Raw genomic sequence first — 25,316 nt, 5'->3', positions numbered from 1 at the left:
TTAACGAATTCGGTTCCGTATCTTTTTGACTTGCGTCTCGTATCATATAATAATACTTGATATCGCAATACGATTAATAAACGCAATCAGATCGACATACGTCAAGCCCCGGTTTGAACAATTGGGCCAGATTTCGGGGTAGGTGATTGGAAAAGAAGCAAAAGACCCTCTACGTCGGGTCGCTTGCCAAGGGGCTGCGGCTGCTCCGCGCCTTCGATGAATCGCATACGGAATTGTCGTTGGTCGAGCTTGCCTCCCGCAGCGGATTGGACAAAAGCGCGGTTCAACGGCTGGCGAATACGCTGCATATCGAGGGGATGTTGGAAAAGGATCCAGCCACGCGGCGCTACCGTCCGTCCCATGCTTGGTTGGAGCTGGCCTATGCCTATTACTGGTCGGATCAATTGGTCGGACAGGCGATTCCCAAGCTGATCGACCTCAGCCAAGAGATCGGGGAGACGGTGAACCTGGCCGAGCTTTCGACCGATCACATCATCTACGTTAGCCGACTGCCCTGCCAGCGAACCTATTTCGCGGCGACGGTCATCGGACGGCGGCTGCCTGCGCTTTCGACGTCAGCGGGGCGGGCGATCATCTCGACCTTCTCGCCCGAGGACCGGGAAGAAGCTATCGAGACTTGGCCGCTCAAACCCTTTACCGCGCGCACCACGATGGACCGCGCCACGATCCGCAACAGCATCGGTGAGGCCGTGCAGCAGGGCTATGCGATCTCCAGCGATCAGATGATTTTGTCAGAGATCGGGGTGGCCTGTCCGATTACCGGCCCCGATGGGCGGGCCTTTGCGGCGGTGCAATGTTCGGTCTCGGCGCATACCTGGACGCGAGAGCGGATCAGGGCCGAGATTCTGCCGCGCCTTCAGGACACGGCGAACGCGATTTCGCCCTCATCACAGGTGCATCGGCGCTAGAAAAAGGGCCGGAGCATTTCTGCCCCGGCCCGATGTTTTCTTATTCCCAGTTCAGCTTTTCTTCGCGCTGCCAGAACCGAAGTTTGCGGCAGGTCTGAAGGAACGTGTCCGCATTATCGGCAGAGACCTCCATCGTGCCCTCGTCCTTCTCCACCCCGGCGGCATTGAGCAGCGGATCGGCGGCGGTGGTCCAAGCGATGAATTTGTTATGCGCAAAGGCGTCCGAGACGAAATCCTGCGCCGGTTTGTTCTTGGCGATCTTGTCGGCTTTCTCATTCCCGAAGACCAAGGCCACCGCGTCAAAGACCACCGAGGGGCCGCCGTCGATCTTCTCATCCGCTTCGCGGGTGCTGCCGTCCGAAAGGGTCACCCCTTGGATATGCGGCGTCACGATGGCGACCATCGCGCCCTCATCGGCAAAGGCTTTTTCCAAGGCTTCCACCACCGAGGCATCCGCGCCTTCGGTCAGAAACAGACCCAACTTGCGGCCCGCGAAGCTGTTCGGCGCGTTCTTTAGAATGCTGAGCGCATCCGACGGCGGCAGATCGGTGATCGGCTTCCGCGCGGGTTTGGCGGGTTCCGGCATCTCGGTCACGCCCAAGCCTTCGGCCACCTGTTTCGCCAGATCGTCATGCACGTTCATCAGATGCGAGAGCATCCGCAGGCGAATGCGCTCTTCCTGACATTTCGACAACTCGAAGGTATAGGCCGCCGCGATATGCTGCTGCTCGATCTCGGTCTGGCTGATGTAGAACTGCCGCGCTTGGCTGTAGTGGTCGGCGAATGTCTCGGACCGCACGCGCTGTTTTGTGCTTTCGACCTCGGCCGGGTAGCTTTGAAAGCCAATCTCGGGGTTCTCGCGCGGACCACCATCCTCGCCCCAGCTGTTGGGCTCGTAGTTCACGCGGCCCTTGGGATTGTGCATCGCCATATGCCCGTCTTGCTGGAAGTGGTGGAACGGGCACTTCGGCGCGTTGATCGGGATATGAGTGAAGTTCGGCCCGCCAAGACGCTTAAGCTGCGTGTCGAGGTAGGAGAAATTCCGCCCCTGCAGCAGCGGGTCATTCGTGTGGTCGATCCCGCGCACGATGTTCTGGGTGCAAAAGGCCACCTGCTCGGTCTCGGCGAAGAAGTTGTTGACATTGGCGTCAAGCGTCAGCGTCCCGATGATGCGGACCGGTACCTGCTCTTCGGGGATGATCTTGGTGGCATCAAGGATGTCGAACTCGAAGTTATCGGCGAATTCATCGTCGAAGACCTGAATGCCCAGATCCCACTGCGGATAGTCGCCCGCGTCGATCGCATCCCACATGTCGCGGCGGTGGAAATCCGGGTCCGCGCCGTTGATCTTGAGCGCCTCGTTCCAGACCACCGATTGCAGACCCTGCTTGGGCTTCCAGTGAAATTTGACGTAATGCGATTTGCCTTCGGCGTTGACCAGCCGGAAGGTATGCACGCCGAAGCCTTCCATAAAGCGGAACGAGCGCGGGATCGCCCGGTCGGACATCTGCCACAGCGTCATATGGATCGCCTCGGGCGAGAGCGAGACGAAATCCCAGAAGTTGTCATGCGCCGACTGGGCCTGCGGGAAGCCACGGTCAGGGGCGGGTTTCACGGAGTGGATGAGATCAGGGAACTTGATCGCGTCTTGGATAAAGAACACGGGGATGTTGTTGCCGACGAGGTCCCAGTTGCCTTCTTGCGTGTAGAACTTCGTCGCGAAACCGCGCACGTCGCGGGCCAGATCGAAAGAGCCCTTGTTGCCTGCCACGGTGGAGAAACGGGTGAAGGTCGGGGTCTTTTCGCCGACGCGCTGGAAGATATCGGCACAGGACAGTTCGGGGATCGCTTCTTTCAGCTCGAAATGCCCATGCACGCCGTAGCCGCGGGCGTGAACGACACGCTCTGGAATGCGCTCATGGTCGAAATGAAACATCTTCTCGCGGAATACATGGTCTTCCATCAAGACCGGGCCACGCGGACCTGCTTTGAGTGAGTTCTGATCATCCGCGATCGGGCCGCCCTGCGCGGTCGTCATCGTCTTTTCGCGGTCCGTGGTTTGCTGGCGGGGTTCGCCGCCTTTGCCAAGTGCTTTGTCTGTCATGATCTTTCTCCACAGCGCCCCCGGAATATAATCGGGAGGATTTGTTGCTAATATGTGGCGGGCCGAGAGGGCCGCTCCAGTGCCGGCGGTGATTGCCCGACCCTATGAGAGTTCAACCACCCCCGCGGCGAGGGGTTCCGATGCTTTTGCCCGGCGGGCGGGAAAGTTCTCGCGCGGGCGGGGACCTCCCGCCTCCGGTGCGAGGGGGGCGGCTGTCTCACGGGCCGCGGACTTGTCCAAAAAGCCCCGCAGCAGCGCGATATGCGCGGGCAGTTCATCGACCGGAATGCGTTCAGCCTCTGGCACCTGCACCGGCCAGCAGCCCAAGGCCCCCCGGCGCAGTTTCTCCAGCAAGCAGCCCGCATCCGGCAAACAGTCATCGGCCAGATAGCCCGCCCCGCTCAGCCGAGTGCGCAGCGTATCGGCCATGCCGCCTGCCGCCCGCCCGACAAGCCTGCAAGAGGCTTCGACCCAGACATCATCCGCGTGATGCACCCGGCGGCCCGCGGCCCGCAGGGCGCGGATGATCGCGCGGTCCTCGCCACAGGGGATCGGGGCGAAACCGCCGACGGACTCATAGGCGTCGCGGGTAAAGCCAAGGCTGGCCCCCGGCGCTTCGCCGTGGCTGCCTTGCAAATCGGCGCAGTTCGGGGCGTGCCGCGCGTAGAGCGTGAGCACCAAGCGGCGGTAGGCCATTTCACGGGCCTCAAACATGGGGTCTTGCTGCGACAAACAGGCGGCCTCTTCGGGGTTCAGCGTGACCCTGCCGCAGAGGGCATCAAAGCGTTGGAGGTGGTGAATGCTGCGCGCGACCCAATCGGGGCTGACGCGGCAATCGGCATCGGTGGTCAGGATCTGGCGCAAATGAGGCATCTGTTCCAAGGCCACAGCGCAGCCCTTCCGTCTTGCCGCGCCGACCCCCATGCCGGGGGGGAAAGTGAGGTCGAGCACGGTGAGGTCGATGCCAAGCCGCCCCGCCGCTGCCGTGGCGATCTTGGCGGTGTCGTCATCGGTGTTGTTCACCACAAGGATCACGTGGACACGGTCGTTGCACTGGGGCGCGAGGGCGGTGAGGCAATCGCCGATCCGCTCCGCTTCGTTCCGGGCGGGGATGATGATCGCGGTGTCTTTCCAGCGCTCGAAACTCATCTGTCACCCTCCGGAAAGGCGCGGTCGATGCGGTAGTTCTCGGTCTTGCTGACGCAGGTGAAGGCATGGGTGTCGAGCGCCTTGGCAAAGCCGTTCAGCGCCTCTTCCCCTTGCAACGGATTGCCGGTGTCACCGCGCCAAGTCACGCAGATGATCTCGGCCTGCGGCCAGCGGGTCGCGATGTCGGTCGCCAGTTGGGCCAACCCTGCGTGATCCAGAAAATAGAGCACTTCGGAGAGGATCAGCAGATCGAAATCCCCCTCGGGCAGGGGGCCGGGATAGAACCCTTGGACGAAGCGCCCCTCCGGCACCGCTTTGCGCGCGGCGGTCAGGGCGCTGGCGACTGCATCCATCCCGGTATAGCGCGCGCAGATGTCGATCAGGTGGCGTGCCAATTGCCCATTGCCGCAGCCCAACTCAAAGGCCGAGCGGTAGCCATCTTGCGAAAGCGCCGCGCGCGTCGCCGCGAATTTGGCCTGCTCATAGGCGCTATGTTCGAACCCCCAAGGATCGCTCGTCTCGGCATAGAGACCTTGGAGATGATCCAACCCCACACCCATCACGGCATCCTCCAAAAGATTTCGTCTTGCTGCGCGAAGAGGTCGATCATCGCCTCGGGCAGAACGAAGCCCTCGGGATCGTCTTGCACGACTTGGCCAAGCTGGCTGCGATGCGCGCGGATCGCGGCGCTCTTGGCGTCGCGGTAGGCGGCGGTGTCGAGGGTGAGGGGGGCGTAGCCTGCTGTGTGCTCGGCAAAGTTCGGATCATCGAAACGGCTCCACACCGGATAGCTATGAAAATGCAGATCGGGGCGCTGCGCGCGCAGGCCGTCGGCCAGTGACGCGGTGGTTTTATGGTCGCAATGTTTGTCCTCGCGGGCCGGGACGAAGACGTGGCGTGCCGTTTGCGCGTCGATCACTTGCCTCAGCTCAGTCAGGATGGCGTCGGCAGGCACCTCGTGCAAACGGCTGTCGGGATGGCCGAGCCATGTCAAATTCGCTGCGCCGCCACCAAGGAGATCAAGCGCCTCGGCCAATTCCGCGCGTCGCCTTTCGGCCAATCGGGCCGGAGGCCATGCGCGGGAACCGGGGTGGCTGACGCCGCCATCGGTCAGGCAGATGACATGCGCCCCGGCCCCAGCGAAAGCGCGCGCCAAAAGCCCGCCGCAGCCGAGTGTTTCGTCGTCCGGATGCGGTGCCAGAACCACGATCTTTTCGCGGCCCGACAGAGCCTCGGCGAGGGGGGCGTTATGGCTCATCCAAAGACACCCCAAACCGTCTGGTCGCTTGAAAGCGCATGGCGGGCGGCGCGTTGCAGGAAGGCATCGCGCGCGGCTTGGCGCAGATAGACCGAGAGATCCCGCGCCATGCGGCCCGTCTCGGAGGTTCCGGTGAAATGGCGCAACCCAAGGCTCTGCTCCACCGCTTTGATCGCGTCGAGGGCGACTTCCTCGGTATATATCCGCGCGGCGATTGAGGTGCTGACGAGCGTCTCCTCCGCGTGGTCATTCGCGTTGGCGAGAGCGGCGCGTTCGACCAATGCCATTCCGGCCCAGACCCGCATCAGCACCTGCATCAGGCGGCTTAATTGGGCCTCGGCCTCAAGCCGGTCTATGTCCCGCAGAGCAGTGGCCGCCGCATCGATCAACCCCGCCGCCGCGCCCGCCTGAAGCGCTGCGATCCGCCAGACGCCGCCGACGAAATGCGGCTCTTTCAGATAATCGCCGGGGGCGCCGATAAGCGCGTCATCCTCAAGTGGCAGACCAGAAAAATCATACGTCCCCGACGCCGTGGCCCGCATCCCCAGCATGTCCCATTGCGAGGCGTCGCCGCGCGCGGGGTCCGTCACGTCGATCAGCGCAAGCTGCACCTCAGGGCCGGAATTGAGCGACACGAGCGCGTGGGTGACGGTGCCGAGGCCGGAGGCGAAGATCTTCTCTCCCTGCAGAACGCCCGCTTCGAAAGTCGCAGGATTGCCGCCATCGGCCCCCCAAACGCCCAAAAGCCCGCCTTGCCGGATCACCTGTTTCGCCCGCTCTGTCTGCGTCGCGCTGCCGTATAGGCGGATCAGGCGCAGCGCGTTGACGTGGCCCTCCCATAAGCGGCCGACGCTGAGGTTGGCGGCACCGATCTGCATCAGCGCATGGGTGGTGCGCAAAGGCGCCGTGGCGCCATCTTCCAGCATCAGCCCCGCGTCGCGCAGAATGTCGATAGAGCCGCTGATCGGGGCGGTGCCCGCCTCTTCGGCCCGCGCCGCGTGGCGCAGGGCCTTTCGGGCAGATTGCGAAAGGATATCCCTTTGCGACTGGGGCGGAAAAGGGTCGAAACGCGGCGCACTGTTCATGGCAGTGCCCGATAGCCGCGCAAGGATACACCTTTGAGATCAAGCGTCACGATACTGCCCCCCATTCGTGAAACGGGCAGCCTGCGCGCGTGGCAGCACTGCCTTCGGGAGTGCAACCGTTCAACTTGTCTCTTGGTTCCCGCCTGCGTTGCAACCGCGGCGGGGGGCGGATGTCAGCCCTCGGGAATCTCGCCCATCACCTTGGGCACATGGTAGCCCTTTTGCACCGCGTCTCGTGCGCGCAGGCGCTGATACCACGCACGCACGTTGGGGTAGTCGGCAAGGTCGATCTGCTGCCATTCATAGCGCGACACCCAAGGCCAGCAGGCCATATCCGCGATGGAATATTCGCCGCAGATGTGGTCCCGCCCCTCAAGCTGTTTGTCGAGCACGCCGTAAAGCCGTTTGACCTCGGCCCCGAAACGCTCTTCGGCATAGGCGGCCTTGCCGGGGTTGAAATGCAAGAAGTGATGCGCCTGCCCAGCCATCGGGCCAAAGCCGCCCATCTGCCACATCAACCATTGCATCACCTCGGCCCGCGCCGCCTGCCCCTCGGGCAGGAAGCGGCCATATTTCTCGGCGAGGTAGACCATGATCGCGCCGGATTCCATCAGGCTTACCCCAGTGTCATGGTCCACGATGGCGGGGATTTTATTGTTGGGGCTTATCTTTAAAAACTCGGGCGCGTGCTGCTCATCCTTGCCGATGTTGATGGCGTGCACATTGTAGTCGATTCCCAATTCTTCGAGCAGGATCGAGACCTTGCGGCCGTTGGGGGTGGTCCATGTGTAGAAATCAATCATCGCTTCGGTCCCATATGCAGAGGTGCGTTTCGGTTTCTTGCAATGTTAAGCAGGCGGTTTGCGGCGGGTCAACGTAAGGAACCACAGCCGCCTGCGGGGGTTTTTGCTTAACAATGCACCAATTTGCGGAGCGAAGATGCAGAACAGTGACCCCCTCTCGCAGCCCGACATCGCAGATCGCGCGAAATCCGTTTTGGAAGTGCTTTGCGACCGCGACATTCACATCGCCACGGCGGAAAGCTGCACCGGCGGGCTGGTCGCCGCGCTGCTCACGGATATCGAAGGGTGCTCACATGCGTTCGAGCGGGGTTTCGTCACCTATACGGATCAATCCAAGCATGAGCTGTTGGGCGTCGACCGGGCGCTTTTGGACCGCTGCGGCGCGGTTTCGCGCCCCGTGGCGATTGCCATGGCCGAAGGCGCGCAGCACCGTTCCGGCGCGCAGATCGCCGTTTCGACCACCGGGTTTGCCGGGCCGGGCAGCGCCGAGGATGAAGAGGGGCTTGTGCATTTTGCGCTTGCACGCGAGGGGTGTAACACGGTTCATCGGGCCGAGTCCTTTGGCGCCATTGGCCGGGATGCGATCCGGCAGCGATGCCTTGAAACGATTTTGGATATGTTGGAGGAGAGCCTGACGTGAGCAAGAGCCAAGCCGCCGCCTTTACCGCCTACCACCGTCATGGCTTTGTCCGGGTCGCGACCTGCACACCGCATGTGCGGCCCGCCGATGTGGCCTTCAACCGCGACAGCCTGTTGGACGAAATGCGCCGGGCCGATGCGGCGCGGGTGGATTTGCTGGTTTGCCCCGAACTGTCACTCTCGTCCTACGCCATTGACGATCTGCACATGCAGGATGCGCTGCTGACGGCGGTGGAAGAGGCGCTCGGCGACCTGATCGAGGCCAGCGCCCAGATGACCCCCGTGATCCTGCTCGGCGCGCCACTGCGCCGTGAGGGGCGGCTTTACAATTGCGCCATCGCAATCTCACGCGGGCAGGTGCTGGGCGTGGTGCCGAAATCCTACCTGCCCAATTACCGCGAGTTCTATGAGAAACGCTGGTTTGCCCATGGCCGTGACACCGATGGAGAGATCACTGTCGCGGGCCGGCGAGTGCCCTTTGGCGATGACCTGATTTTCGAGGCGACGGACCTGCCCGGTCTGATTTTCCATGCCGAGATTTGCGAAGACCTCTGGACGCCGGCGCCGCCCTCGGCGGATGCCGCTCTCGGGGGCGCCTTGATCCTCGCCAATCTGTCAGCGTCCAACATCGTGATCGGCAAATCCTCTGACCGTCACCTGCTGTGCCGCTCGCAATCCATGCGCGCCTTCGCGGCCTATGTGTACTCCGCCGCGGGGCCGGGGGAGAGCACGACCGATCTGGCGTGGGACGGGCAGGGGATGATCCATGAGTTGGGCGATCTTCTGGCCGAATCTACCCGCTTCCCGCTGGAGCCGGAGCTGACCATCGCCGATGTGGATTGCGGGCGTATCCAGTCTGAGCGGATGCGGACGGGCAGTTTCCATGATGCCGCGCGGCACCGCGCGCCGGAATTCCGCCGGGTGACCTTTGTCCATCAGCCGCATCACGAAAACGCCGGTCTGATCCGCCCCGTGCGCCGTTTCCCCTATGTGCCGAACCGCGAAAGCCATCTCGACCAAGACTGCTACGAGGCGTTCAACATTCAGGTCGAAGGGCTGCGCCGCCGCTTTGAGGCGACCAAGGGCAAGACCATGGTCATCGGCATTTCCGGCGGGTTGGATTCGACCCATGCGCTGATCGTGGCGGCAAAAGCCTGTGACCGTATGGGCATTCCGCGTGACCGGATCCTCGGCTTTACCATGCCCGGCTTCGCCACCTCCGAGGGCACCAAATCCAACGCGTGGAAATTGATGCAGGCCATGGGGATCACTGCGGATGAGATCGACATTCGTCCTGCCGCGCGCCAGATGCTTGAGGATATGGATCATCCCTTCTCGGACGGGGAGCCGGTCTATGACATCACCTTTGAAAACGTCCAAGCCGGTCTGCGCACCGATTATCTCTTCCGGCTCGCCAACCAGCGGCAGGGCTTTGTCATCGGCACCGGCGATCTGAGCGAATTGGCGCTTGGCTGGTGCACCTATGGCGTGGGCGACCAGATGAGCCACTATGCGGTGAACACCGGCGTCCCGAAAACGCTGATCCAATATCTCATCCGTTGGGCCACCCGCTCGGGGCAGTTCGACGCGGAGACGGACAAGGTGCTGCAAGCCATTCTCGACACCGAGATTTCGCCCGAACTCGTGCCCGCGGGCGAAGATGAAGAGATTCAAAGCACCGAGTCGATGATCGGCCCCTATGAGTTGAACGACTTCTTCCTCTTCCACACCATGCGCTACGGGCTCGCCCCGTCAAAGGTGGCCTTTCTGGCGTGGCACGCTTGGCATGATGTCGAGGCGGGGCGCTGGCCTGAGGGCTTTCCGCAGGGCAAACGCAACGCCTATGATCTGGAGACGATCCGCCATTGGCTCGAAAAATTCCTGCATCGCTTCTTTGCCACCAGCCAGTTCAAACGCTCGGCTCTGCCGAATGGACCCAAGGTCAGCGCCGGGGGGGCATTGTCGCCGCGCGGGGACTGGCGCGCCCCGTCGGACTCCGTCGCCACCCCGTGGCTGGAAGAGCTGCGCAGCAACGTGCCAGAAAGCTGGCCCCAGAGCTAAGCCGCGCTATTCCTCGCGGCTCAGCTCGCCTTCGACAAAGTTGGGGGTCAGCGGCGGCGCCGCGTGACGCTCTTGGGTTTCGGGATCGCTGCGCAGGGTCATGCGCAGCAGCCCCCATGCCACGATGGTCAACTGAAAGCCGCCAAGCGCCAGCGGCAGGCCGCGCGGTCCCAGCGTATCCAGCAGCACACCCGCCAGCAGCGGTCCGATTGCGGCGCCAATCCCCTGCATCAGCACCAGCCCGCCCGAGACGGCCACCACCGCCGAGCCGGGGGCGCGGTCGTTGACATGGGCGATGACGATGGATTGCGCAGGCAGAACCAGCCCGCCAATGGCAAAGCCCAGCACCAGCAACATCGACCCCGAAGGGGCGGGGATTGGCAGGGTCAGCATCATCAAAGCACCGCCCGCCACAGCCAGTCCGACGCCCAAGCCCCGACGGCTCATCCGGTCGGAAACCCAGCCCAACGGGAATTGCAGGATCAGCCCGCCGATGGTGAAGGCCGCGATCAGCAGGGCGATGCGCGATTGGGTATAGCCCATCTCCTGCGCGAAGAGCGGTGCCAGACCGTAGAACGTCCCGATAGAGGCCCCGACCAGCCCTGCGCTGACCGCCCCGTAGGGCGACAGCCCCCACAGTCGGCGCAGCGAAGGCGGCTCCTGCGCGCCTTCCGAGCGCGGCCCCTCCACACGGCTAAGCGAGATCGGCACCAGCGACAGCGACATCACGATGGAGACGAGCACGAAGAGGATGAACTCAGCCGGATCCCCGAGGTTCAGCAGGAACTGCCCCGCCGCGCCTGAGGCCATGCCGACCATACCGTAGACCGCGAGCAATTTGCCCCGCTGCGCGGAACTGACAGAAGCGTTGAGCCAGCTTTCCGTCACGATGATCAACCCGGCAAAGGCAAAGCCGGTCAGGCAGCGCACGGCGATCCAGACCCAAGGGTCGATGAAAGCCAAATGCATCAGCGCCGCCGCGGAGGCGATAGAGGCGAGTGCGGCAAAGGTGCGGATATGGCCCACCCCGCTGATCAGCCGCGGTGCCACGAAGGACCCCACGCTCAGCCCCGCGAAAAAGCCCGACATGATAAGGCCGGTGGTCGCCCCGCCAAACCCTTCAAGCCCCGCGCGCACGGCCAAAAGCGTGCCCTGCAACCCGTTGCTCATCTGCAAAAGCGAAAAGCCCAGTAGCAGTGTCGCCAGTGGTAGAACCGTCGCGCGCATGATGTCCCCTTGGTCTTTGATCCTGCTTGGGCCTGAATATGTGCGGCGGAAACGGAATTTCTAGTAATCAACCCCATTGCCCTTCCACCGGGCAGGCTTCCGCGCCATAGTGGTAGCAGCCAGCGGTCCCTTCGGGGAATGCCCAGCCAGTGATCAAGCAGAATTGACGTGCCTTTTTGGGGCCGATGCTCAATTATGCGCCTCGTAACTTATTTTGAAAGCGCATCCCCCGTGAAAGCCCTGCGCCAATTTTTCGTATTTCTGCTGGTTCTCGTTGCGGGTCTTTACGCGATGTTAACCTATGTCCCCGCCTCCCGCCCCTATGTGGCGGAGACCGGTTTGCTCGATCTTCTGGGGATCGAGGAGGTCGCGGAGGCGCCACAGGGCTCTGGCCGGGGTTGGGGCGGCGGCGGGCCCTCGCTGGTCGTCACCGCCGCGGTCAGCGAAGAGACTTTGGCCGATCGGATCACCGCCATCGGCGACGGGCGCGCGCGCCGCTCCGTCACGCTGCGTTCCAACGCCGTGGGGGTCATCACCGACCTGAACCTGCCCGCCGGACAGTTGATCGAGGCGGGCACCGTTGTGGCCCTATTGGAGAATGAGGCCGAGCAGATCGCCCTGAAGCAAGCCGAATTGCAGCTTGAAAACGCCCAGACCGAGCAAGACCGCGTGGAGCGGTTGCAAAACACCGGCGCGGTCAGCGAAGTGCGTCTGCGCGAGACGGAACTGGCTCTGCAAAGCGCCGAGCTTGCGCTCAGCCAAGCGCAGTTCGATCTGTCGCAACGCCGCATCCTCGCGCCGATCTCAGGCTGGGTGGGGATCACCGATATCGAAGAAGGCGACCGCGTCAATGCGCAGGATCAACTCGCCACCATCACCGACCGCAGCGAGATCCTGATCGATTTCCGCGTGCCTGAACGGGTGGTGAGCAAGCTCTCCTTGGGCAAAGAAATCACCGTCACCCCGCTTGGCATGCGCGATTTGACCCTGACGGGCGAAGTCAGCGCCATCGACAGCGTGATCGACCGCGCCAGCCGCACGCTTCTGGTGCAGGGCCGCGTGCCGAACGAAGGCGACCAGCTGCGCGCGGGCATGGCCTTTTCGGTCAGCCTGACCTTTGTGGGCGACCCCTATCTGGCGATCCCGCCGCTGGCGGTGCAATGGTCCTCGGACGGGCCGTTTGTCTGGACGGTACGGGAGGGCAAGGCGCATCAGGTCGCGGTCGAGATCGCGCAGCGCAACAGCAATTCGGTGCTCGTCCTGTCGGATGATCTGACCGCCGATGATGTGGTGGTGACCGAAGGCGTGCAAACCCTGCGCGAAGGCGGCGAGGTGCGCGAGGTCAACCGCGCGAGCAGCGTGCAGTCAGATGCCGCCCCGGCTGAGAAGACAACCCTATGAGCGCCGCCCCGACCGAAGACGCCACGCCGCCCGCGAGCACCGCTTCGGGCACCGCGCTTTTCGTGCGCCGCCCGATCCTTGCTTTCGTACTGAACGCGCTGATCGTGCTGGCAGGCATCGCCGCGCTTTTCGGTGCGGAGGTCCGCGAACTGCCCAATGTCGACCGGCCCGTGGTCACGGTCACCACGACCTTCTCGGGCGCCTCCCCGGAATCCGTCGATCAGGAGCTCACGGGGCGGATCGAAGGGGCCGTGGGCCGGGTCTCGGGCGTGCGGGCGATCTCATCGAACTCGCGCTTCGGGCGCAGCCGGGTCACCTTGGAGTTCAACGACAGCACCGATATTGACGTGGCCGCGACCGATGTGCGCGATGCGGTGGCGCGGATCGTGAACCAATTGCCCGAGGGGGCGGACCAGCCCCAAATCGTCAAAGCCGATGCAAACGCCCAACCGGTCATGCGCATCGCCGTGACTTCCATGGGCCGCTCGCCGGAGGAGTTGACCAAACTGGTGCAGGACCGGGTCGAAGACCGGCTGATCTCGGTCAACGGGGTGGCGGATTTACAGGTCTACGGCGACCGTGAGCCGTTTTTCCGCGTCGATATCGATCAGTTGGAACTGGCCAGCCGGGGCCTCACCCTAGGCGATATCCAGCGCGCCCTGGCCGATGTGGCCTATGACGCGCCCGCGGGCGATCTGGCGGGCGACCGTCAGTCGATCAACGTGCGCACCACGGCCAGCGTCGTTACCACACAGGCGTTCGAGGCGATGGAGATCAAGCAGAACGTCCGGCTCGGCGATGTCGCCAGCGTCACGCTCGGCCCCGCCGAAGGGGAGACGATACTGCGCGCCAATGGGCAATTGGGTCTCGGCATTGGCATCATCCGGCAAGCCACGTCGAACACGCTTGAGATCTCGCGCGATGTGCGCGCCGTGGTGGGGGAATTGAACGAGACCCTGCCCGAGGACGTGCGCATTTTCGTGACCTCGGACGATGCGACCTTTATTTCAGGCTCGATCCGCGAGGTGCTCTCGACGCTGGCCTTTGCCGTGGGCATCGTAGTGGCGGTGATCTTCGTTTTCCTACGGGATTTCCGCGCCACGCTGATCCCGGCGCTGACCCTGCCCGTGGCGCTGATCGGCACTTTGGCGGCGATCTATCTGGTGGGCTTTTCGATCAATATCCTGACCCTTCTGGCGCTGGTTCTGGCCACCGGGATGGTCGTGGATGACGCGATTGTGGTGCTGGAGAATATCGTGCGCCAACGGGCGGCGGGCATGGGGCCGCGCGCGGCGGCGGTGCTGGGCACGTCGCAGGTCTTCTTTGCGGTCGTCACTACCACGGCCACGCTGGCGGCGGTCTTTATCCCGCTGTCGTTCCTGCCCGGACAGGCGGGCGGGCTGTTTCGGGAGTTTGGCTTTACCCTCGCCATCGCGGTGATGCTGTCCTCGGTCGTGGCGCTCAGCCTTTGCCCGGTCTTAGCGAGCCGCTTGTTGACCAAACCCGCCGCCGAGAACCCGCGCGGCCCCGTCGTGTGGCTTGGCAACCTGCTGTACCGCGCCTATGCGGCGACGCTTAGATGGGCGCTGGCGATGCCCTATGTCGTGGTGCTGATCGCGGCCTTCGTCGCGCTGACGGCGGTGCTGGTCTCGGGCGAGATCCGGCAAGAGCTGACCCCGCGCGAAGATCGCGCCGTGGCGCTGCTCAGCGTCTCGGCCCCGCAGGGCGTCTCGCTTGATTATACCCAAAGCAAGATGCGTGAGATCGAAGACCTGATTACCCCGCTGCAAGACGCCGGAGAGGTGACGAATATCTTCTCCATCACCGGGTTTGGCGCGGACAATCGGGGTTTCATGGTGTTCACGCTCGCCGGTTGGGAAGACCGCGCGCGCAGCCAAGATGAGATTGTGGGCGAGATCAACGGCAAGCTGCGCGGCATCGTGGGCGTGCGGGCCTTTGCGATCCAGCCGAACTCCCTCGGGATTCGCGGCGCAGGGCGCGGCCTGTCATTCGCCATCACAGGCAATAATTACGAGCAACTGTCACAAGTCGCACAGGCGATGGTGGACCGGCTGAGCACAAACCCCGCGATGGGGCAGGTGCGGCTGGAGTATGAACGCACGCAGCCGCAGCTTTTCGTGCAGATCGACCGGACGCTGGCCGCTGACCTCGGCGTCGATATCACCGGGCTGGGGCAGGCTTTGCAGGCCATGCTCGACGGGCGCGAGGTGGCATCGGTCTTTATCGACGACACCAGCTATGGCGTGCAGATGCTGTCGACCTCGGACCCGGTGAACGACCCGCGCGACCTTGAGAACGTCTTTGTCCAATCGGGCAACGGGCAGATGATTTCGCTGGCCAGTTTTGTCACCCTCGAAGAGCGCGCCGTTGCGCCCGAGTTGGACCGGGAGGGCCAGAACCGCTCGGTCGAGATCTCTGCCGGGCTGACCCCGGGTCTGTCATTGGGCGATGCGTTGGAACAGGTGCGCGCGGTCGGGCAAGAGGTGTTGGACGATGAAAACCTGATCGTGCCGCTGGCCGAGGCCGCCGCCTTGGATCAAACCAGTTCGGGGCTTTTCGTGACCTTTGGCTTTGCGATCCTCGTGGTTTTCCTTGTCCTCGCCGCGCAGTTCGAAAGCTTCATCTCTGCCATCGTGGTGATGGCTACGGTGCCTCTGGGCCTTGCCTGCGCGATATTCGCGCTGCTGATGACGGGGCAAAGCCTCAATGTCTACAGTCAGATCGGGCTGGTCATGTTGATCGGGATCATGGCCAAGAACGGGATTCTGATCGTCGAATTTGCCAACCAATTGCGCGATCAGGGGGCGGATATCCACGAGGCGATCTTTGGCGCTTCTACCATCCGCCTGCGTCCGGTGATGATGACGATGACCTCGACCGTCTTGGGCGGCGTGCCGCTGATCCTCTCGGCGGGTGCTGGGGCCGAGGCGCGCGAGGCGCTTGGCTGGGTGATCGTCGGGGGGCTGGGCATGGCCACGCTCTCGACCCTCTATCTCACCCCCGTCGCCTATTTCCTGCTGGCGCGGTTCACCACGCCCAAAGCCGCCGAAGAAGCCCGGCTTCAGGCCGAGCTGTCTGAGGCGCAACCGGTCTGAGCCTGCCCAATATTTACGCATCGATGCAACTTCGCGCTACAATGGGCGTTTAGTCATGTAGGATTGAGTGGAAAGGGGCGAAAACGTGCAGGGCGATTTGGATATGGCAAAGGCGAACCACGCGGAGTCGACCCAAGGGGCGAACAGCCAAAGCCTGTTCAATGACAAGACCACATGGCGCGTCGCCCGGGCCGAGCGGTTTGGCCTTATTGTCGATGCGGCGGATTATTTCCGGGTCCTGCGCGAGATTTTCCTCGGGGCGCGGCAGCAGTTGATGCTGATCGGCTGGGATTTCGATTTCGAGCTTGAGATGCTGCCGGGCGAAAGTGACGAAGACGGCAATGCGCCCGACGGCTATCCCAACCAGCTTGGCGCCTTTGTCGAGGCGGTGGTGGAGCGGACGCCGGATCTGCATGTCTACCTGCTGAAATGGAACGGCGCTGTGCTGGCCGCGCCGGGACGGTTGGTGCCCTCACTGGCGCTCAGCCTATTCGGCGGCGACCGGATTCACTTCGCGTTAGACGGCCATCACCCCTTCGGCGCCTGCCACCACCAAAAGATCGTCGTGGCCGACGATGCTCTGGCCTTTTGCGGCGGGATCGACGCGACCGAAGACCGGTGGGACACGCCCGACCACCTGCCGCACGACCCGCGCCGCCTACGCAAGGATGGCACGCCTTCCGACCCTTGGCATGACGCGACCTCGGCCATGTCCGGCCCCGCCGCCGCCGCCTTGGGTGAGCTTTCGCGTCGGCGTTGGTTCCGCGCCACGGGGGATGAGATCGCGCGCCCTGAGGATGCGCCCATGTCCGAATGGCCCGAAGACCTGCCGATTGATGCCGAAGGGGTCGAGGTGGGCATCGCCCGGACCGAGCCGCCTTTCGACGAAGAGCCGCTGATCAATGAGATCGAGCGCCTCTATATCGCGGGGATCCAATCCGCGCGTGACTATATCTATATTGAATCGCAGTACCTCGCTGCCGCCTCGGTCTGTGATGCGCTCAAGGCGCGTTTGGCCGAAGAGGATGGGCCGGAGGTCGTCATCATCAACCCGCGCGATGCGGAATCCCAGTTGGAAGATGACGCCATGCATGTGCTGCGTGAGCGGCTTGTGGAAGACCTGAAACGCGCCGATCACCAAAATCGCTTTCGCATCTATTTCCCCGTCACCGAGGAGGGGGAGCCGATCTATGTTCATGCGAAGATCATGATTATCGACGATCATCTTTTGCGCCTCGGCTCCAGCAACCTTAACAACCGTTCCATGGGGTTTGATACCGAGTGTGACGTGGCGATCGAACACCCGGCGAAGGTGATCGAAGGGTTCAGAACCCGCTTGATTGCCGAACACCTCGGCCTGCCGCCCGAACGTGTGGCCGAGGTGATGGCAGAGAAGAAGTCGATGATCGGGACCATCGAAACCCTTAACCGCAAGAAGGGCCGTGGCCTGCGGGCGGTGTTCCGGGGCAGCGAGACTGTCGTCGGTGGTTTTCTCGCCAATACCCGCTTGCTTGACCCGCGCTACCATCCGGGCGAAAACACCGCCACTGGGCGCGGCATTCGCCCGCGGCACATGGCGCTGATTGCGGGCGGGCTGGGGCTTGCGTGGCTTGCCTGGCGCAAATGGGGGCGCAGCGACGACCGGCGTTCGTGAAGGTTACGGGGCGGCTTCGACGGTTGGTGCTTTAAGCGAGACGGGTGCGGGTTTGGGGTCGGCCGATGCGGCAAGCACCTGCCGCGAGGTCTCTGCAATCCAAGCGATGGCATAGAGCGCCGCCGTTCCGACAACAGGCAGAACCCACGGCATCCACTGCGCCTCTGGCCGCGCCATCATCGCAACCTGACAGATCAGCGCCAGAACGGTGCCGCTGGCAAAGACCAGCAGACCATGCCGACCGATCAGCCGGACGGGGCTGGCCACGGCATGGGCCGAAAGGCGGGTGACGGTCTGCAACTGTGACAGAAAATACCCCACGGCCAAGATATGAACGAACCGCGGGGCGGAAAGATAGGTCTTGTCGTGCGAAGTGATGTTGAAGGGCACCCCGGCCTCTCTCATATGATGCATTTGGAGGTTCAGGAAACGGCCCAAACCCGGCACATAGCGCCATGCGAGGACGCCCAGCAGGACGGCGACGGACAGCCAGAACAGCGCCTGCGAGTTCGGGAAAAAGCGGTAGCCCTGCCGTTGGCTCAGGCCCACCAGCAATCCGCAGACAAAGATCGCTTGCCATGCGAAGGGGTTAAAAAACCAGCCGCCCGGGTTGGGGTAGTTCGGCAGGTTCAGCCGGAAGACACCCGTCAGCAGCCAAAGCAACAGCGACAGCGCGAGAAGCAGGCGCGGCCAGCGCAGCCCTAGCATGATCGCCGCCGGGGCGCAGACCAGCAAGACGGAATAGGCGGGCAGGATGTTCACATAGCCGAACTGATGCGTCAAAAGCGGAATGCCGATCACGCTTTGGGTCGGATTTTGGAAGACCTGCCGCATGTTGATCTTGGTCAGGAAGGCGGCCTCTGTCGTAATCTGGAAGGCAGCGGCGAAGATGGCTAAGGCCACTGCTGAGAGCAGAAGTTGCACCACATAAAGCGACCACGCCCGTTTCCACAGGGGCGCGATGGCGCGCCAGAGGCCGTGGCGAACCCTGCCTCGCGCGATGAAACGAGGCGTATAGGCCAAGCCTGCGGCGATGCCGGACATGAGAAAGAACGCCTCCGCCGCGTCGGCGAAACCGAGGTTGCGGATGGTCAGGGCCTCATAGGGGTTGCCCGGGACGTGGTTGATGAAAATCATCACCAGCGCCAGCCCGCGAAACAGGTCGATGCGCGGATCGCGGGCGGATTTGGGAGCCGCGCCGACAGCCCGTGCGGCGGGCGATAGCCCGGTGTTAGGCGGTGGCATGGGGCAGATCCGCCGCTTTGGGTTCTGGCATGAGATGCTCGTCATTCCACGTCAGCCGCCAGACATCGCATATACTGTCGTATTCCGCGACGACATCGCGCGGCGCGGCATCCTCGGGCACGGCGAAAAGCCTGCGGGGCAGGGGGCGGGAGGTCCAGGAGATGAGCAGCGGCGCCAGCAGCATCGGGACCGCCACGGGCAGCAGCCAGACGGTCAGATCGGGCGCGATCCATTGCACCGCCGCGAGGATCACCGCGCCAATGAACACGATCCACCGGCCCGCCGTCCAGCCATCGGCCAAGCTCAGCTGGCCCTCGTTGCGCTGGTTGGCGGGCCAGCCGCCGTCTTGGCCCGAGAGGACCTGCAACACTGCGCGACTGTGGTAGAGCAGCATCAGGGGGGCCAGAAGCGTGGTCAACACGATCTCGGTCAGCACCGAGAGCGCCATCCGCAAAGCGCGGCCAAAGTCGCGCGCGCGGTCGGTCAGAAGCGCATGGATCAGGATCAGCAGCTTTGGCACCACCAACAGCCCCAATACGCCCAAGGCCAGCAGCGTGATCTCGCGCGCGCTGGTATCGGGGAAGACGGGGAAAAGCTGATAGGGGCCGGGGAAATACTCCGGCGGCGGCGCGTAGAGCGTGCTGATCGCCGAGGTGATGAGAAAAGCCGCCCAGAGAAGCGAGACCACATAGGCGGTCACATTCTGCAAAAAGACGAAGCGGCTCCACCCCGCCAAGCCGGGCGCAAAGATCAGCCGCGCATGTTGCAGGTTGCCTTGGCACCAGCGCCGCTCGCGCCGCGCGAAGGAGAGGACGTTCTCGGGGCCCTCCTCAAAGGAGCCGCTCAAGGTCTCATCCACCTCGACCTTCCAACCGGCGCGGGCGAGCAAGGCCGCTTCGACATAATCATGGCTCAGGATATGCCCACCCAAGGGGGGCGGGCCGGAGAGTTCGGGCAGGCCACAGCTTTCGGCAAAGGCGCGCACACGAATGATCGCGTTATGGCCCCAGAACGGCCCCGTCGCCCCTTGCATGCGGGCAAGGCCACGGGTGAAGATCGGCCCGTGGAACCACGAGGCGAACTGCAAGGCGCGGCCAAAGAAAGACCGCGCGCCGATGATCTTGGGCAGGGTTTGCAAGAGCCCCAGCTGCGGATCGGCCTGCATCCGCGCGATCATGGCGCGGATCGTCTCGCCCTCCATCAGACTGTCGGCGTCAAGGATCACGGCAAAGTCATAGGCCCCGCCGTAGCTGCGAATGAACTCTTCGATATTGCCCGCCTTGCGGCCCGCATTGTCCTGCCGCCTGCGGTAGAAGATGCGCCCTTGGCCCTCGGTCTCGCGCAGCAGGCGGGCGAAGGCGAATTGCTCTTTCCCGGCCAGCGCGTCATCGCGGGTGTCCGACAGAACGACAAAATCCGCCGTAACCCCGGCCCGGGCGACGGAGCGGTCAATCGCGGCGATGCGGGCGAAGGTGGTAAGCGGGTCTTCGTTGCAGATGGGCACCGCGATCACCGTGCGCGGCTGCGGTGCCTCAAGCGCGGGGCGGGGCGGCGTCGATCTGCCGCCGAAAAGCCCGATCAGCGCCAGCGAAGCCCCCCAAGCCAACCAAGCGGTGGTGGCGAAAACGAGCAGGGCGCGGAGGCCGTCCCAGCCGCTGAACCCATCCCGCGCCGCGGCCTCCGCCAAAAGGGTCGCGGCAAGGCCTGCGGAGCCGAGCGACAACAGCAGGGCGACCGCCCGTGCAAAACGGGTCGGGCCATCCGCCGCGATCTGCCTGTGCTGGGAGGTCATGGTGCTCAGGCCTTACGCCGCAGCAGAAATGCCCGCGCAAGGTCGGCCAGCCCGGCCAGATGGCCGCGCCGTTCCAAGCTCTGCCGTGGCATCGCAAGCGGGGCGGCGGGCGGCATCCAGTTCTCGGCCTCGCCAGCCATTGCGGAAGTGGGGGTCGTCGCGTCTTGAAGGGTCATGCGTTGATCCATTGGTACACCCATGTCTCTGTCAGATTGCGGTCATATCCCGATAGAACTGCCTTGATTTCGACGATGGCGTCAGGCTCGGCGCGCAGTTCCAGCACCAGCCGCCATTCGTCCCTGCCATCCACCCGGCTTAGGATCGCCTCCACGATCTCGCCGTTTTGTGCGCTGGTGACGGGTTCAAGCTCGGCGTCGCTCGGCATATCGCTGAGCTGTCCGCCTGCGAAGTCGATGACGAATTTGCGGGTCTCGGTGTCTGCCTCAACACCCGCCACCCCGCCATGGCCCGAGCGCAGCCGCACCACGCGGCCAAGGGTCTGCGGCGTCGCGCCCGGCGGGGTCATCCCCCAGTGCATGCGGTAGCCGTAGGCCAGTTCATCGCCCGCGCGGGTCTCCCCTTCGGGGATCCAATAGGCCACGATATTGTCATTGCCTTCCAGATCCGAAGGTATCTCGACCAGCCGCAGTGTGCCTTTGCCCCAGTCTCCCATGGGTTCGATCATCAGCGAGGGGCGGCGTTCGTAATGGGCCTGCGCGTCGAGGTAATGCTCAAAGTCCCGGTTGCGCTGCGCCAGCCCGAAAGACCGCGGGCTCTGCGCTCCGAAATAGGAACTCGCCAAACGCGGCGGATTGTTCAGCGGGCGGCAGAGGGTGGTATCCTTGCCTGTGTTCAGCACCAAGACTTCGCTGTCATGCACCGCGGGGCGGAAGTCGTCGAAATTCCCCTTATCCGCGCCATTGTGCAAAAACATTGAGGTCAGCGGTGCGATGCCAAGCTGCTTGATGTCCTCGCGCAGGAACAGACGCATGGTGACCTCGACGGTGGTGTCTTCGCCCGGGGTGATCACAAACTGATAGGCCCCGGTGACCGAGGGGCTATCAAGCGCGGCATAGATCGTCGCACTGCTGTCACCCGGTTCGGGGCGGCGCAGCCAGACCTCGCTGAAGCGGGGGAATTCCTCACCTTCCGGCAGGCCGGTGTTCACGGCCAATCCCCGCGCGCTCAGCCCATAGAGCGTGTCCTTGCCCAAGGCGCGGAAATAGCTCGCTCCTTGGAAGACGATCAATTCATCGAAAATATCGGCCCGGTTAAGCGGGGTGTGCAGGCGGAAACCGGCAACGCCCGGCATCTCGGCATTGGGCGGGATCGACTTGGCGAGTTCTTCGTCGTCATACTCAAAATCGGCGGTGGTAAAGCCCATCGGTTCCACCGCGTCGCCCCGGATCTCGTTGATTTTTACCGCTTCCTTGAACAGCCAGCCGGGGTGGAAAGCGTGCAGCCTGAAGGCCACGCCCTTTTCCTGCCAGCGGGCCTGCTCGGGCCGGAACCGGATGCGTTGGTAGGCGTCGTAATCCAGATCGGCAAGGAAGCCTTCGACAGGCTTCGGGGCCATATAGGAGGTCTGGGCCAATCGCCGCATATCTTCGACCAGCCCGTCGAAGGTGAAGGAGGCGGCGGGCACCTCCTGCGCCGCGCTGTGCCGCGGCATGAGCGCGGCGGCAAAGGACGCGGCGGAGAGGGTGAGGAACTGGCGGCGTTCTAGGGTTTCGGACCGCTGTTCAATCGGTCGTGCAGTCGGGAAATTCGGCAAAACAATACCTCAGAAGACACGTTAAGAGTGCGCAATTTTTTCCCTATCTAATCTTTTTGCGGAGGCTGGAAACTTGATATTGCAACTATCAGCGGAATGCCGCAGGGCAGCGCGGAAAACCGCCGATCCGCCTGCTGCGCGGCGGAGGCTGCAAAAAATTTCGCCTTGATTTCCGTAGGATCGCCGCTTTTTTGTGACAATCGCCTTGCGGTAGCGGCAAGATTTTGCGGCGCTTTGAGGCGTGTTTGGGCGGGATCGCGCCCCACCCCCGCGGGAGGGTGGCGCGCGGTGGGGGTCAGACGGCGTCGAGCCCTTCGGCCAGCAAACGCTCAAGGCTGCGCATCTCGGCATCCGTCAGGGGAATCCCTTCGGCCCGCGTCTCGGCACGCGCCTTGAACCGGCGCTGTGAGGGCAGCCGCGCGCCTTGGCCAGTGATCGCATTAAAGAGGGTTTCCGCCCGCGCGAAGGGATCGCCGGGGCGGCCTGCGGCAAACGTTTTGGGGTCGAAGGCGATGATCAATTCGCCATGCGCGGGCGCAAGGGTGAGCGCGCCCAAGGCATCGCGCGCTTCAGGGCTGGTCAGGTCACCGATCATCACCCCGGCAAGCAATTCGATCATGGTCGAGATGGCCGACCCCTTGTGGCCGCCGAAGGGAAGCATAGCCCCGGCGAGGGCGGCTTCGGGATCGGTCGTCGGGCTGCCATCGGGTGCGATGGCCCAGCCTTCGGGCAGGGGCGTGCCCGCGCGGCGGTGCAATTCGATCTCCCCCCGCGCGGCGACACTGGTGGCGAAGTCAAAAACGTAAGGGTCGCCCCCTTCCCGGGGCCAGCCAAAGGCGAAAGGGTTGGTCCCCATCAAGGGGTCGGTGCCGCCAGAAGGGGCGACGCTGGCATAGCTGGGGCACATGGCCATGGCCGCGAGGCCCATCTCGGTCAGCGCCTCGATCTCGGGCCAGAGCGCGGCGAAATGGGTGCAATCGTTGATCACCATGGCGGCGATCCCGGTGGTGCGGCAACGCTCGGCCAGCACCGGTGCGCCTGCTTCGAAGGCGGCGTTAGAGAACCCGCCGCCCGCGTTCACGCGCACCACGGCGCTGTCGTCATGATGCACCCGTGGCACCGCGTCGGGCACCACCTTGCCCGCCTTGATCGTGCGCAGGCAGCCTTCGATCCGGTAGATGCCGTGGGATTTACAGGCATCGCCTTCGCCCGCGACAATCACCCGCGCGAGGGCGGCGGCATTCAGGGGCGACAGGCCCGCGCCTTGGAAAATCCGAATGACCATCGCGGTCAGGTCATCGTGGGAGAGGGTTGTGTCGGCCATCTGGATCCTCACAGGGCTTGGGTTGCAATCATGCATACATCATGTATGCAGATGTGGAGAGACGCAAGCTGACACCGGGCCGCGGCCCGCATGAAAGGATAGACGATGGCCTTTACCCCCCATGGCAAACACCTGATCGCTGGCGAATGGATCGCCACGGATGACCGCTTCAGCTCTAGCCCTGCCCATGGGCCGGCGCATGACTTCTCGGTCGGCACGGTGGAACTGGTTGACCAAGCCTGCGAAGCCGCCGAAGCAGCGTTTTGGGACTATGGCTATTCCAGCCGCGCGACCCGCGCCAAATTCCTCAACGCCATCGCCGATGAGATCGACGCCCGCGGGGCCGAGATCACCGAGATCGGCAGCCAAGAAAGCGGTCTGCCCGAAGCGCGGCTCGAAGGGGAGCGGGGCCGGACCGTGGGCCAACTCCGCCTGTTCGCGGCGCATATCGAAAAGGGCGACTACCTCGACCGTCGCTTCGATGCGGCCATGCCCGAACGCCAGCCCGCCCCGCGGCCCGCGATCACCATGGTGCAACGCCCCATCGGCCCCGTGGCCGTCTTTGGCGCGTCGAACTTCCCGCTGGCTTTCTCCGTGGCGGGCGGTGACACCGCAGCGGCGCTGGCGGCGGGCTGCCCGGTCGTGGTCAAAAGCCACTCCGCCCATCCCGGCACCGGAGAGATCGTGGCCGAAGCGATCCATGCGGCGGTTGAAAGCTGCGGCATGCCGCGCGGGGTCTTCTCGCTGATCCAAGGCGGCAACCGCGCCGTGGGGCAGGCCGTGGTGCAGCATCCGCGGATCAAGGCCGTGGGCTTCACCGGCTCGCTCGCCGGGGGGCGGGCGCTCTTCGATCTCTGCGCCGCGCGGCCAGAGCCGATCCCCTTCTTCGGCGAGTTGGGCTCGGTCAATCCGATGTTCATGCTGCCCGCCGCGATGGCGGCACGGGCCGAGGAGCTTGGCAAGGGCTGGGCGGCATCGCTGACCATGGGCGCGGGCCAGTTCTGCACCAATCCCGGCATCGCCGTGGTGATCGACGGGCGGGGCGCCGACGCCTTCGTGCAAAACGCGGCCACAGCGCTGCAAGACGTGGCCCCGCAGGTCATGCTGACAGACGGTATCGCCGAGGCCTATTGCGCAGGGCGGGACAAGTTCAAATCCGCGCCAAGCCTGCGCCAAGTGCATCTGGCCGACAGCGAAGGCCGCACCGCCGCGCCGGCCCTGTTCGAAACCACGGGCGAAGAGTTCAAGGCCAATCCGGCGCTGCACGAAGAGGTCTTCGGCCCTCTAGGCTTGGTGGTGCGGGTCTCTTCGCTCGAAGAGATGCGCGCGCTGGCGTTGGAACTGGACGGGCAATTGACCATCACCCTGCATATGGATGACGCGGATGTCGACGCCGCGCGCGACCTCATGCCGGTGCTGGAGCGCAAGGCGGGTCGCCTGCTGGCCAACGGTTTTCCGACGGGGGTCGAGGTGGTGGATTCCATGGTGCATGGCGGGCCATATCCGGCTAGCACCAACTTCGGCGCGACCAGCGTGGGCACCCTGTCGATCCGCCGTTTCTTGCGGCCCGTGTCCTATCAGAACCTGCCCGAGGCGCTGCTGCCGGAAGACGCGGCGGAATAATCTAAGATCGCAAAAGCCGGGCCGCGCGCCCGGCTTTTCGCATTTGTTACGCCGTGGGGGAACAGCCCAACCGGCTGCTCTTTCACGACCATGTTGGCAAGGCAGGAATGTTTCAAAAATATGTCGACATGC

At 63.8% G+C, this 25,316-nt stretch carries 19 protein-coding genes; 7 read left to right on the top strand and 12 right to left on the bottom strand.

Annotation, left to right across the window (positions count from 1 at the left end):
* The first annotated feature begins 146 nt into the window (after positions 1 to 146).
* Positions 147 to 929, top strand: a complete 783-nt coding sequence (locus ACGYLI_RS12645) for an IclR family transcriptional regulator (RefSeq protein ID WP_394419460.1) — start codon at positions 147 to 149, stop codon at positions 927 to 929.
* 40 nt (positions 930 to 969) lie between these two features.
* Here ACGYLI_RS12645 and ACGYLI_RS12640 read toward each other — a convergent pair whose 3' ends face one another.
* From ACGYLI_RS12640 to ACGYLI_RS12615, 6 genes are all read right to left on the bottom strand, one after another.
* The gene (locus ACGYLI_RS12640) at positions 970 to 3,033 is read right to left on the bottom strand and encodes a catalase (RefSeq protein ID WP_394419459.1); all 2,064 of its coding nucleotides are present in this window, start codon (positions 3,031 to 3,033) and stop codon (positions 970 to 972) included.
* Positions 3,034 to 3,135: 102 nt separating this feature from the next.
* A complete protein-coding gene (locus tag ACGYLI_RS12635) occupies positions 3,136 to 4,182 on the bottom strand; it encodes a glycosyltransferase (protein WP_394419458.1) in 1,047 nt (348 codons plus the stop codon).
* Entirely contained in the window at positions 4,179 to 4,742 is a 564-nt protein-coding gene (locus ACGYLI_RS12630; RefSeq protein WP_394419457.1) for a class I SAM-dependent methyltransferase, read from the bottom strand. Before ACGYLI_RS12630 ends, ACGYLI_RS12635 begins: the two co-directional genes overlap by 4 nt.
* Positions 4,742 to 5,440, bottom strand: coding sequence for a PIG-L deacetylase family protein (locus ACGYLI_RS12625; RefSeq protein ID WP_394419456.1), 699 nt, complete (start codon positions 5,438 to 5,440; stop codon positions 4,742 to 4,744). The genes ACGYLI_RS12630 and ACGYLI_RS12625 overlap by 1 nt, the downstream gene beginning before the upstream one ends.
* On the bottom strand, positions 5,437 to 6,525 hold the full coding sequence (locus tag ACGYLI_RS12620; RefSeq protein ID WP_394419455.1) for an acyl-CoA dehydrogenase: 1,089 nt from the start codon (positions 6,523 to 6,525) through the stop codon (positions 5,437 to 5,439). The genes ACGYLI_RS12625 and ACGYLI_RS12620 overlap by 4 nt, the downstream gene beginning before the upstream one ends.
* Before the next feature lie 173 nt (positions 6,526 to 6,698).
* Complete coding sequence (locus ACGYLI_RS12615) at positions 6,699 to 7,328, bottom strand: glutathione S-transferase family protein (RefSeq protein WP_394419454.1); 630 nt, start codon at positions 7,326 to 7,328, stop codon at positions 6,699 to 6,701.
* A 136-nt stretch (positions 7,329 to 7,464) separates the two neighbouring features.
* Between ACGYLI_RS12615 and ACGYLI_RS12610 the strand changes: the two genes are divergently transcribed.
* Positions 7,465 to 7,968 carry a CinA family protein gene (locus ACGYLI_RS12610; RefSeq protein WP_394419453.1) on the top strand — a complete coding sequence of 168 codons (504 nt, stop codon included), beginning with the start codon at positions 7,465 to 7,467 and terminating at the stop codon, positions 7,966 to 7,968.
* Complete coding sequence (locus ACGYLI_RS12605) at positions 7,965 to 10,028, top strand: NAD(+) synthase (protein WP_394419452.1); 2,064 nt, start codon at positions 7,965 to 7,967, stop codon at positions 10,026 to 10,028. Before ACGYLI_RS12610 ends, ACGYLI_RS12605 begins: the two co-directional genes overlap by 4 nt.
* Positions 10,029 to 10,034: 6 nt before the next feature.
* Here ACGYLI_RS12605 and ACGYLI_RS12600 read toward each other — a convergent pair whose 3' ends face one another.
* The gene (locus ACGYLI_RS12600) at positions 10,035 to 11,255 is read right to left on the bottom strand and encodes an MFS transporter (protein ID WP_394419451.1); all 1,221 of its coding nucleotides are present in this window, start codon (positions 11,253 to 11,255) and stop codon (positions 10,035 to 10,037) included.
* 231 nt (positions 11,256 to 11,486) lie between these two features.
* On the opposite strand from ACGYLI_RS12600, the gene ACGYLI_RS12595 reads away from it, so the two are divergent.
* The 3 genes from ACGYLI_RS12595 to ACGYLI_RS12585 all read left to right on the top strand — a co-directional run bounded on the left by ACGYLI_RS12595 (position 11,487) and on the right by ACGYLI_RS12585 (position 17,426).
* Complete coding sequence (locus ACGYLI_RS12595; RefSeq protein WP_394419450.1) at positions 11,487 to 12,656, top strand: efflux RND transporter periplasmic adaptor subunit; 1,170 nt, start codon at positions 11,487 to 11,489, stop codon at positions 12,654 to 12,656.
* Positions 12,653 to 15,772: an efflux RND transporter permease subunit gene (locus tag ACGYLI_RS12590; RefSeq protein WP_394419449.1), complete on the top strand. Its 3,120-nt coding sequence runs from the start codon at positions 12,653 to 12,655 to the stop codon at positions 15,770 to 15,772. The genes ACGYLI_RS12595 and ACGYLI_RS12590 overlap by 4 nt, the downstream gene beginning before the upstream one ends.
* Before the next feature lie 85 nt (positions 15,773 to 15,857).
* Positions 15,858 to 17,426, top strand: a complete 1,569-nt coding sequence (locus ACGYLI_RS12585; RefSeq protein WP_394419448.1) for a phospholipase D-like domain-containing protein — start codon at positions 15,858 to 15,860, stop codon at positions 17,424 to 17,426.
* A gap of 3 nt (positions 17,427 to 17,429) precedes the next feature.
* Here the strand turns inward: ACGYLI_RS12585 and ACGYLI_RS12580 are convergent, their stop codons facing one another.
* From ACGYLI_RS12580 to ACGYLI_RS12560, 5 genes are all read right to left on the bottom strand, one after another.
* Positions 17,430 to 18,671: an OpgC family protein gene (locus tag ACGYLI_RS12580; RefSeq protein WP_394419447.1), complete on the bottom strand. Its 1,242-nt coding sequence runs from the start codon at positions 18,669 to 18,671 to the stop codon at positions 17,430 to 17,432.
* Positions 18,658 to 20,463 carry a glucans biosynthesis glucosyltransferase MdoH gene (gene mdoH / locus ACGYLI_RS12575; protein ID WP_394419446.1) on the bottom strand — a complete coding sequence of 602 codons (1,806 nt, stop codon included), beginning with the start codon at positions 20,461 to 20,463 and terminating at the stop codon, positions 18,658 to 18,660. Before mdoH ends, ACGYLI_RS12580 begins: the two co-directional genes overlap by 14 nt.
* 5 nt (positions 20,464 to 20,468) lie before the next feature.
* On the bottom strand, positions 20,469 to 20,639 hold the full coding sequence (locus tag ACGYLI_RS12570; RefSeq protein WP_156505591.1) for a hypothetical protein: 171 nt from the start codon (positions 20,637 to 20,639) through the stop codon (positions 20,469 to 20,471).
* On the bottom strand, positions 20,636 to 22,135 hold the full coding sequence (locus ACGYLI_RS12565) for a glucan biosynthesis protein (RefSeq protein ID WP_394419495.1): 1,500 nt from the start codon (positions 22,133 to 22,135) through the stop codon (positions 20,636 to 20,638). Before ACGYLI_RS12565 ends, ACGYLI_RS12570 begins: the two co-directional genes overlap by 4 nt.
* Before the next feature lie 397 nt (positions 22,136 to 22,532).
* A complete protein-coding gene (locus tag ACGYLI_RS12560; RefSeq protein WP_394419445.1) occupies positions 22,533 to 23,561 on the bottom strand; it encodes an Ldh family oxidoreductase in 1,029 nt (342 codons plus the stop codon).
* A gap of 105 nt (positions 23,562 to 23,666) precedes the next feature.
* On the opposite strand from ACGYLI_RS12560, the gene ACGYLI_RS12555 reads away from it, so the two are divergent.
* On the top strand, positions 23,667 to 25,184 hold the full coding sequence (locus ACGYLI_RS12555; RefSeq protein ID WP_394419444.1) for an aldehyde dehydrogenase (NADP(+)): 1,518 nt from the start codon (positions 23,667 to 23,669) through the stop codon (positions 25,182 to 25,184).
* Positions 25,185 to 25,316 lie beyond the last annotated feature (132 nt).

This window comes from Sulfitobacter sp. 1A13421, from assembly GCF_043557285.1.
GTDB lineage: Bacteria > Pseudomonadota > Alphaproteobacteria > Rhodobacterales > Rhodobacteraceae > Sulfitobacter > Sulfitobacter faviae.
This window is presented reverse-complemented; position numbering and strand designations above follow the sequence as displayed.

What these genes read in the sequence shown, in the direction of transcription:
- ACGYLI_RS12600 (WP_394419451.1), bottom strand. Translation starts at nt 11,255, where the DNA reads ATGCGCGCGACGGTTCTACCACTGGCGACACTGCTACTGGGCTTTTCG.
- ACGYLI_RS12580 (WP_394419447.1), bottom strand. Translation starts at nt 18,671, where the DNA reads ATGCCACCGCCTAACACCGGGCTATCGCCCGCCGCACGGGCTGTCGGC.
- ACGYLI_RS12610 (WP_394419453.1), top strand. Translation starts at nt 7,465, where the DNA reads ATGCAGAACAGTGACCCCCTCTCGCAGCCCGACATCGCAGATCGCGCG.
- mdoH (WP_394419446.1), bottom strand. Translation starts at nt 20,463, where the DNA reads ATGACCTCCCAGCACAGGCAGATCGCGGCGGATGGCCCGACCCGTTTT.
- ACGYLI_RS12565 (WP_394419495.1), bottom strand. Translation starts at nt 22,135, where the DNA reads ATGCCGCGGCACAGCGCGGCGCAGGAGGTGCCCGCCGCCTCCTTCACC.
- ACGYLI_RS12630 (WP_394419457.1), bottom strand. Translation starts at nt 4,742, where the DNA reads ATGGGTGTGGGGTTGGATCATCTCCAAGGTCTCTATGCCGAGACGAGC.
- ACGYLI_RS12625 (WP_394419456.1), bottom strand. Translation starts at nt 5,440, where the DNA reads ATGAGCCATAACGCCCCCCTCGCCGAGGCTCTGTCGGGCCGCGAAAAG.
- ACGYLI_RS12615 (WP_394419454.1), bottom strand. Translation starts at nt 7,328, where the DNA reads ATGATTGATTTCTACACATGGACCACCCCCAACGGCCGCAAGGTCTCG.
- ACGYLI_RS12560 (WP_394419445.1), bottom strand. Translation starts at nt 23,561, where the DNA reads ATGGCCGACACAACCCTCTCCCACGATGACCTGACCGCGATGGTCATT.
- ACGYLI_RS12640 (WP_394419459.1), bottom strand. Translation starts at nt 3,033, where the DNA reads ATGACAGACAAAGCACTTGGCAAAGGCGGCGAACCCCGCCAGCAAACC.
- ACGYLI_RS12570 (WP_156505591.1), bottom strand. Translation starts at nt 20,639, where the DNA reads ATGACCCTTCAAGACGCGACGACCCCCACTTCCGCAATGGCTGGCGAG.
- ACGYLI_RS12590 (WP_394419449.1), top strand. Translation starts at nt 12,653, where the DNA reads ATGAGCGCCGCCCCGACCGAAGACGCCACGCCGCCCGCGAGCACCGCT.
- ACGYLI_RS12555 (WP_394419444.1), top strand. Translation starts at nt 23,667, where the DNA reads ATGGCCTTTACCCCCCATGGCAAACACCTGATCGCTGGCGAATGGATC.
- ACGYLI_RS12635 (WP_394419458.1), bottom strand. Translation starts at nt 4,182, where the DNA reads ATGAGTTTCGAGCGCTGGAAAGACACCGCGATCATCATCCCCGCCCGG.
- ACGYLI_RS12620 (WP_394419455.1), bottom strand. Translation starts at nt 6,525, where the DNA reads ATGAACAGTGCGCCGCGTTTCGACCCTTTTCCGCCCCAGTCGCAAAGG.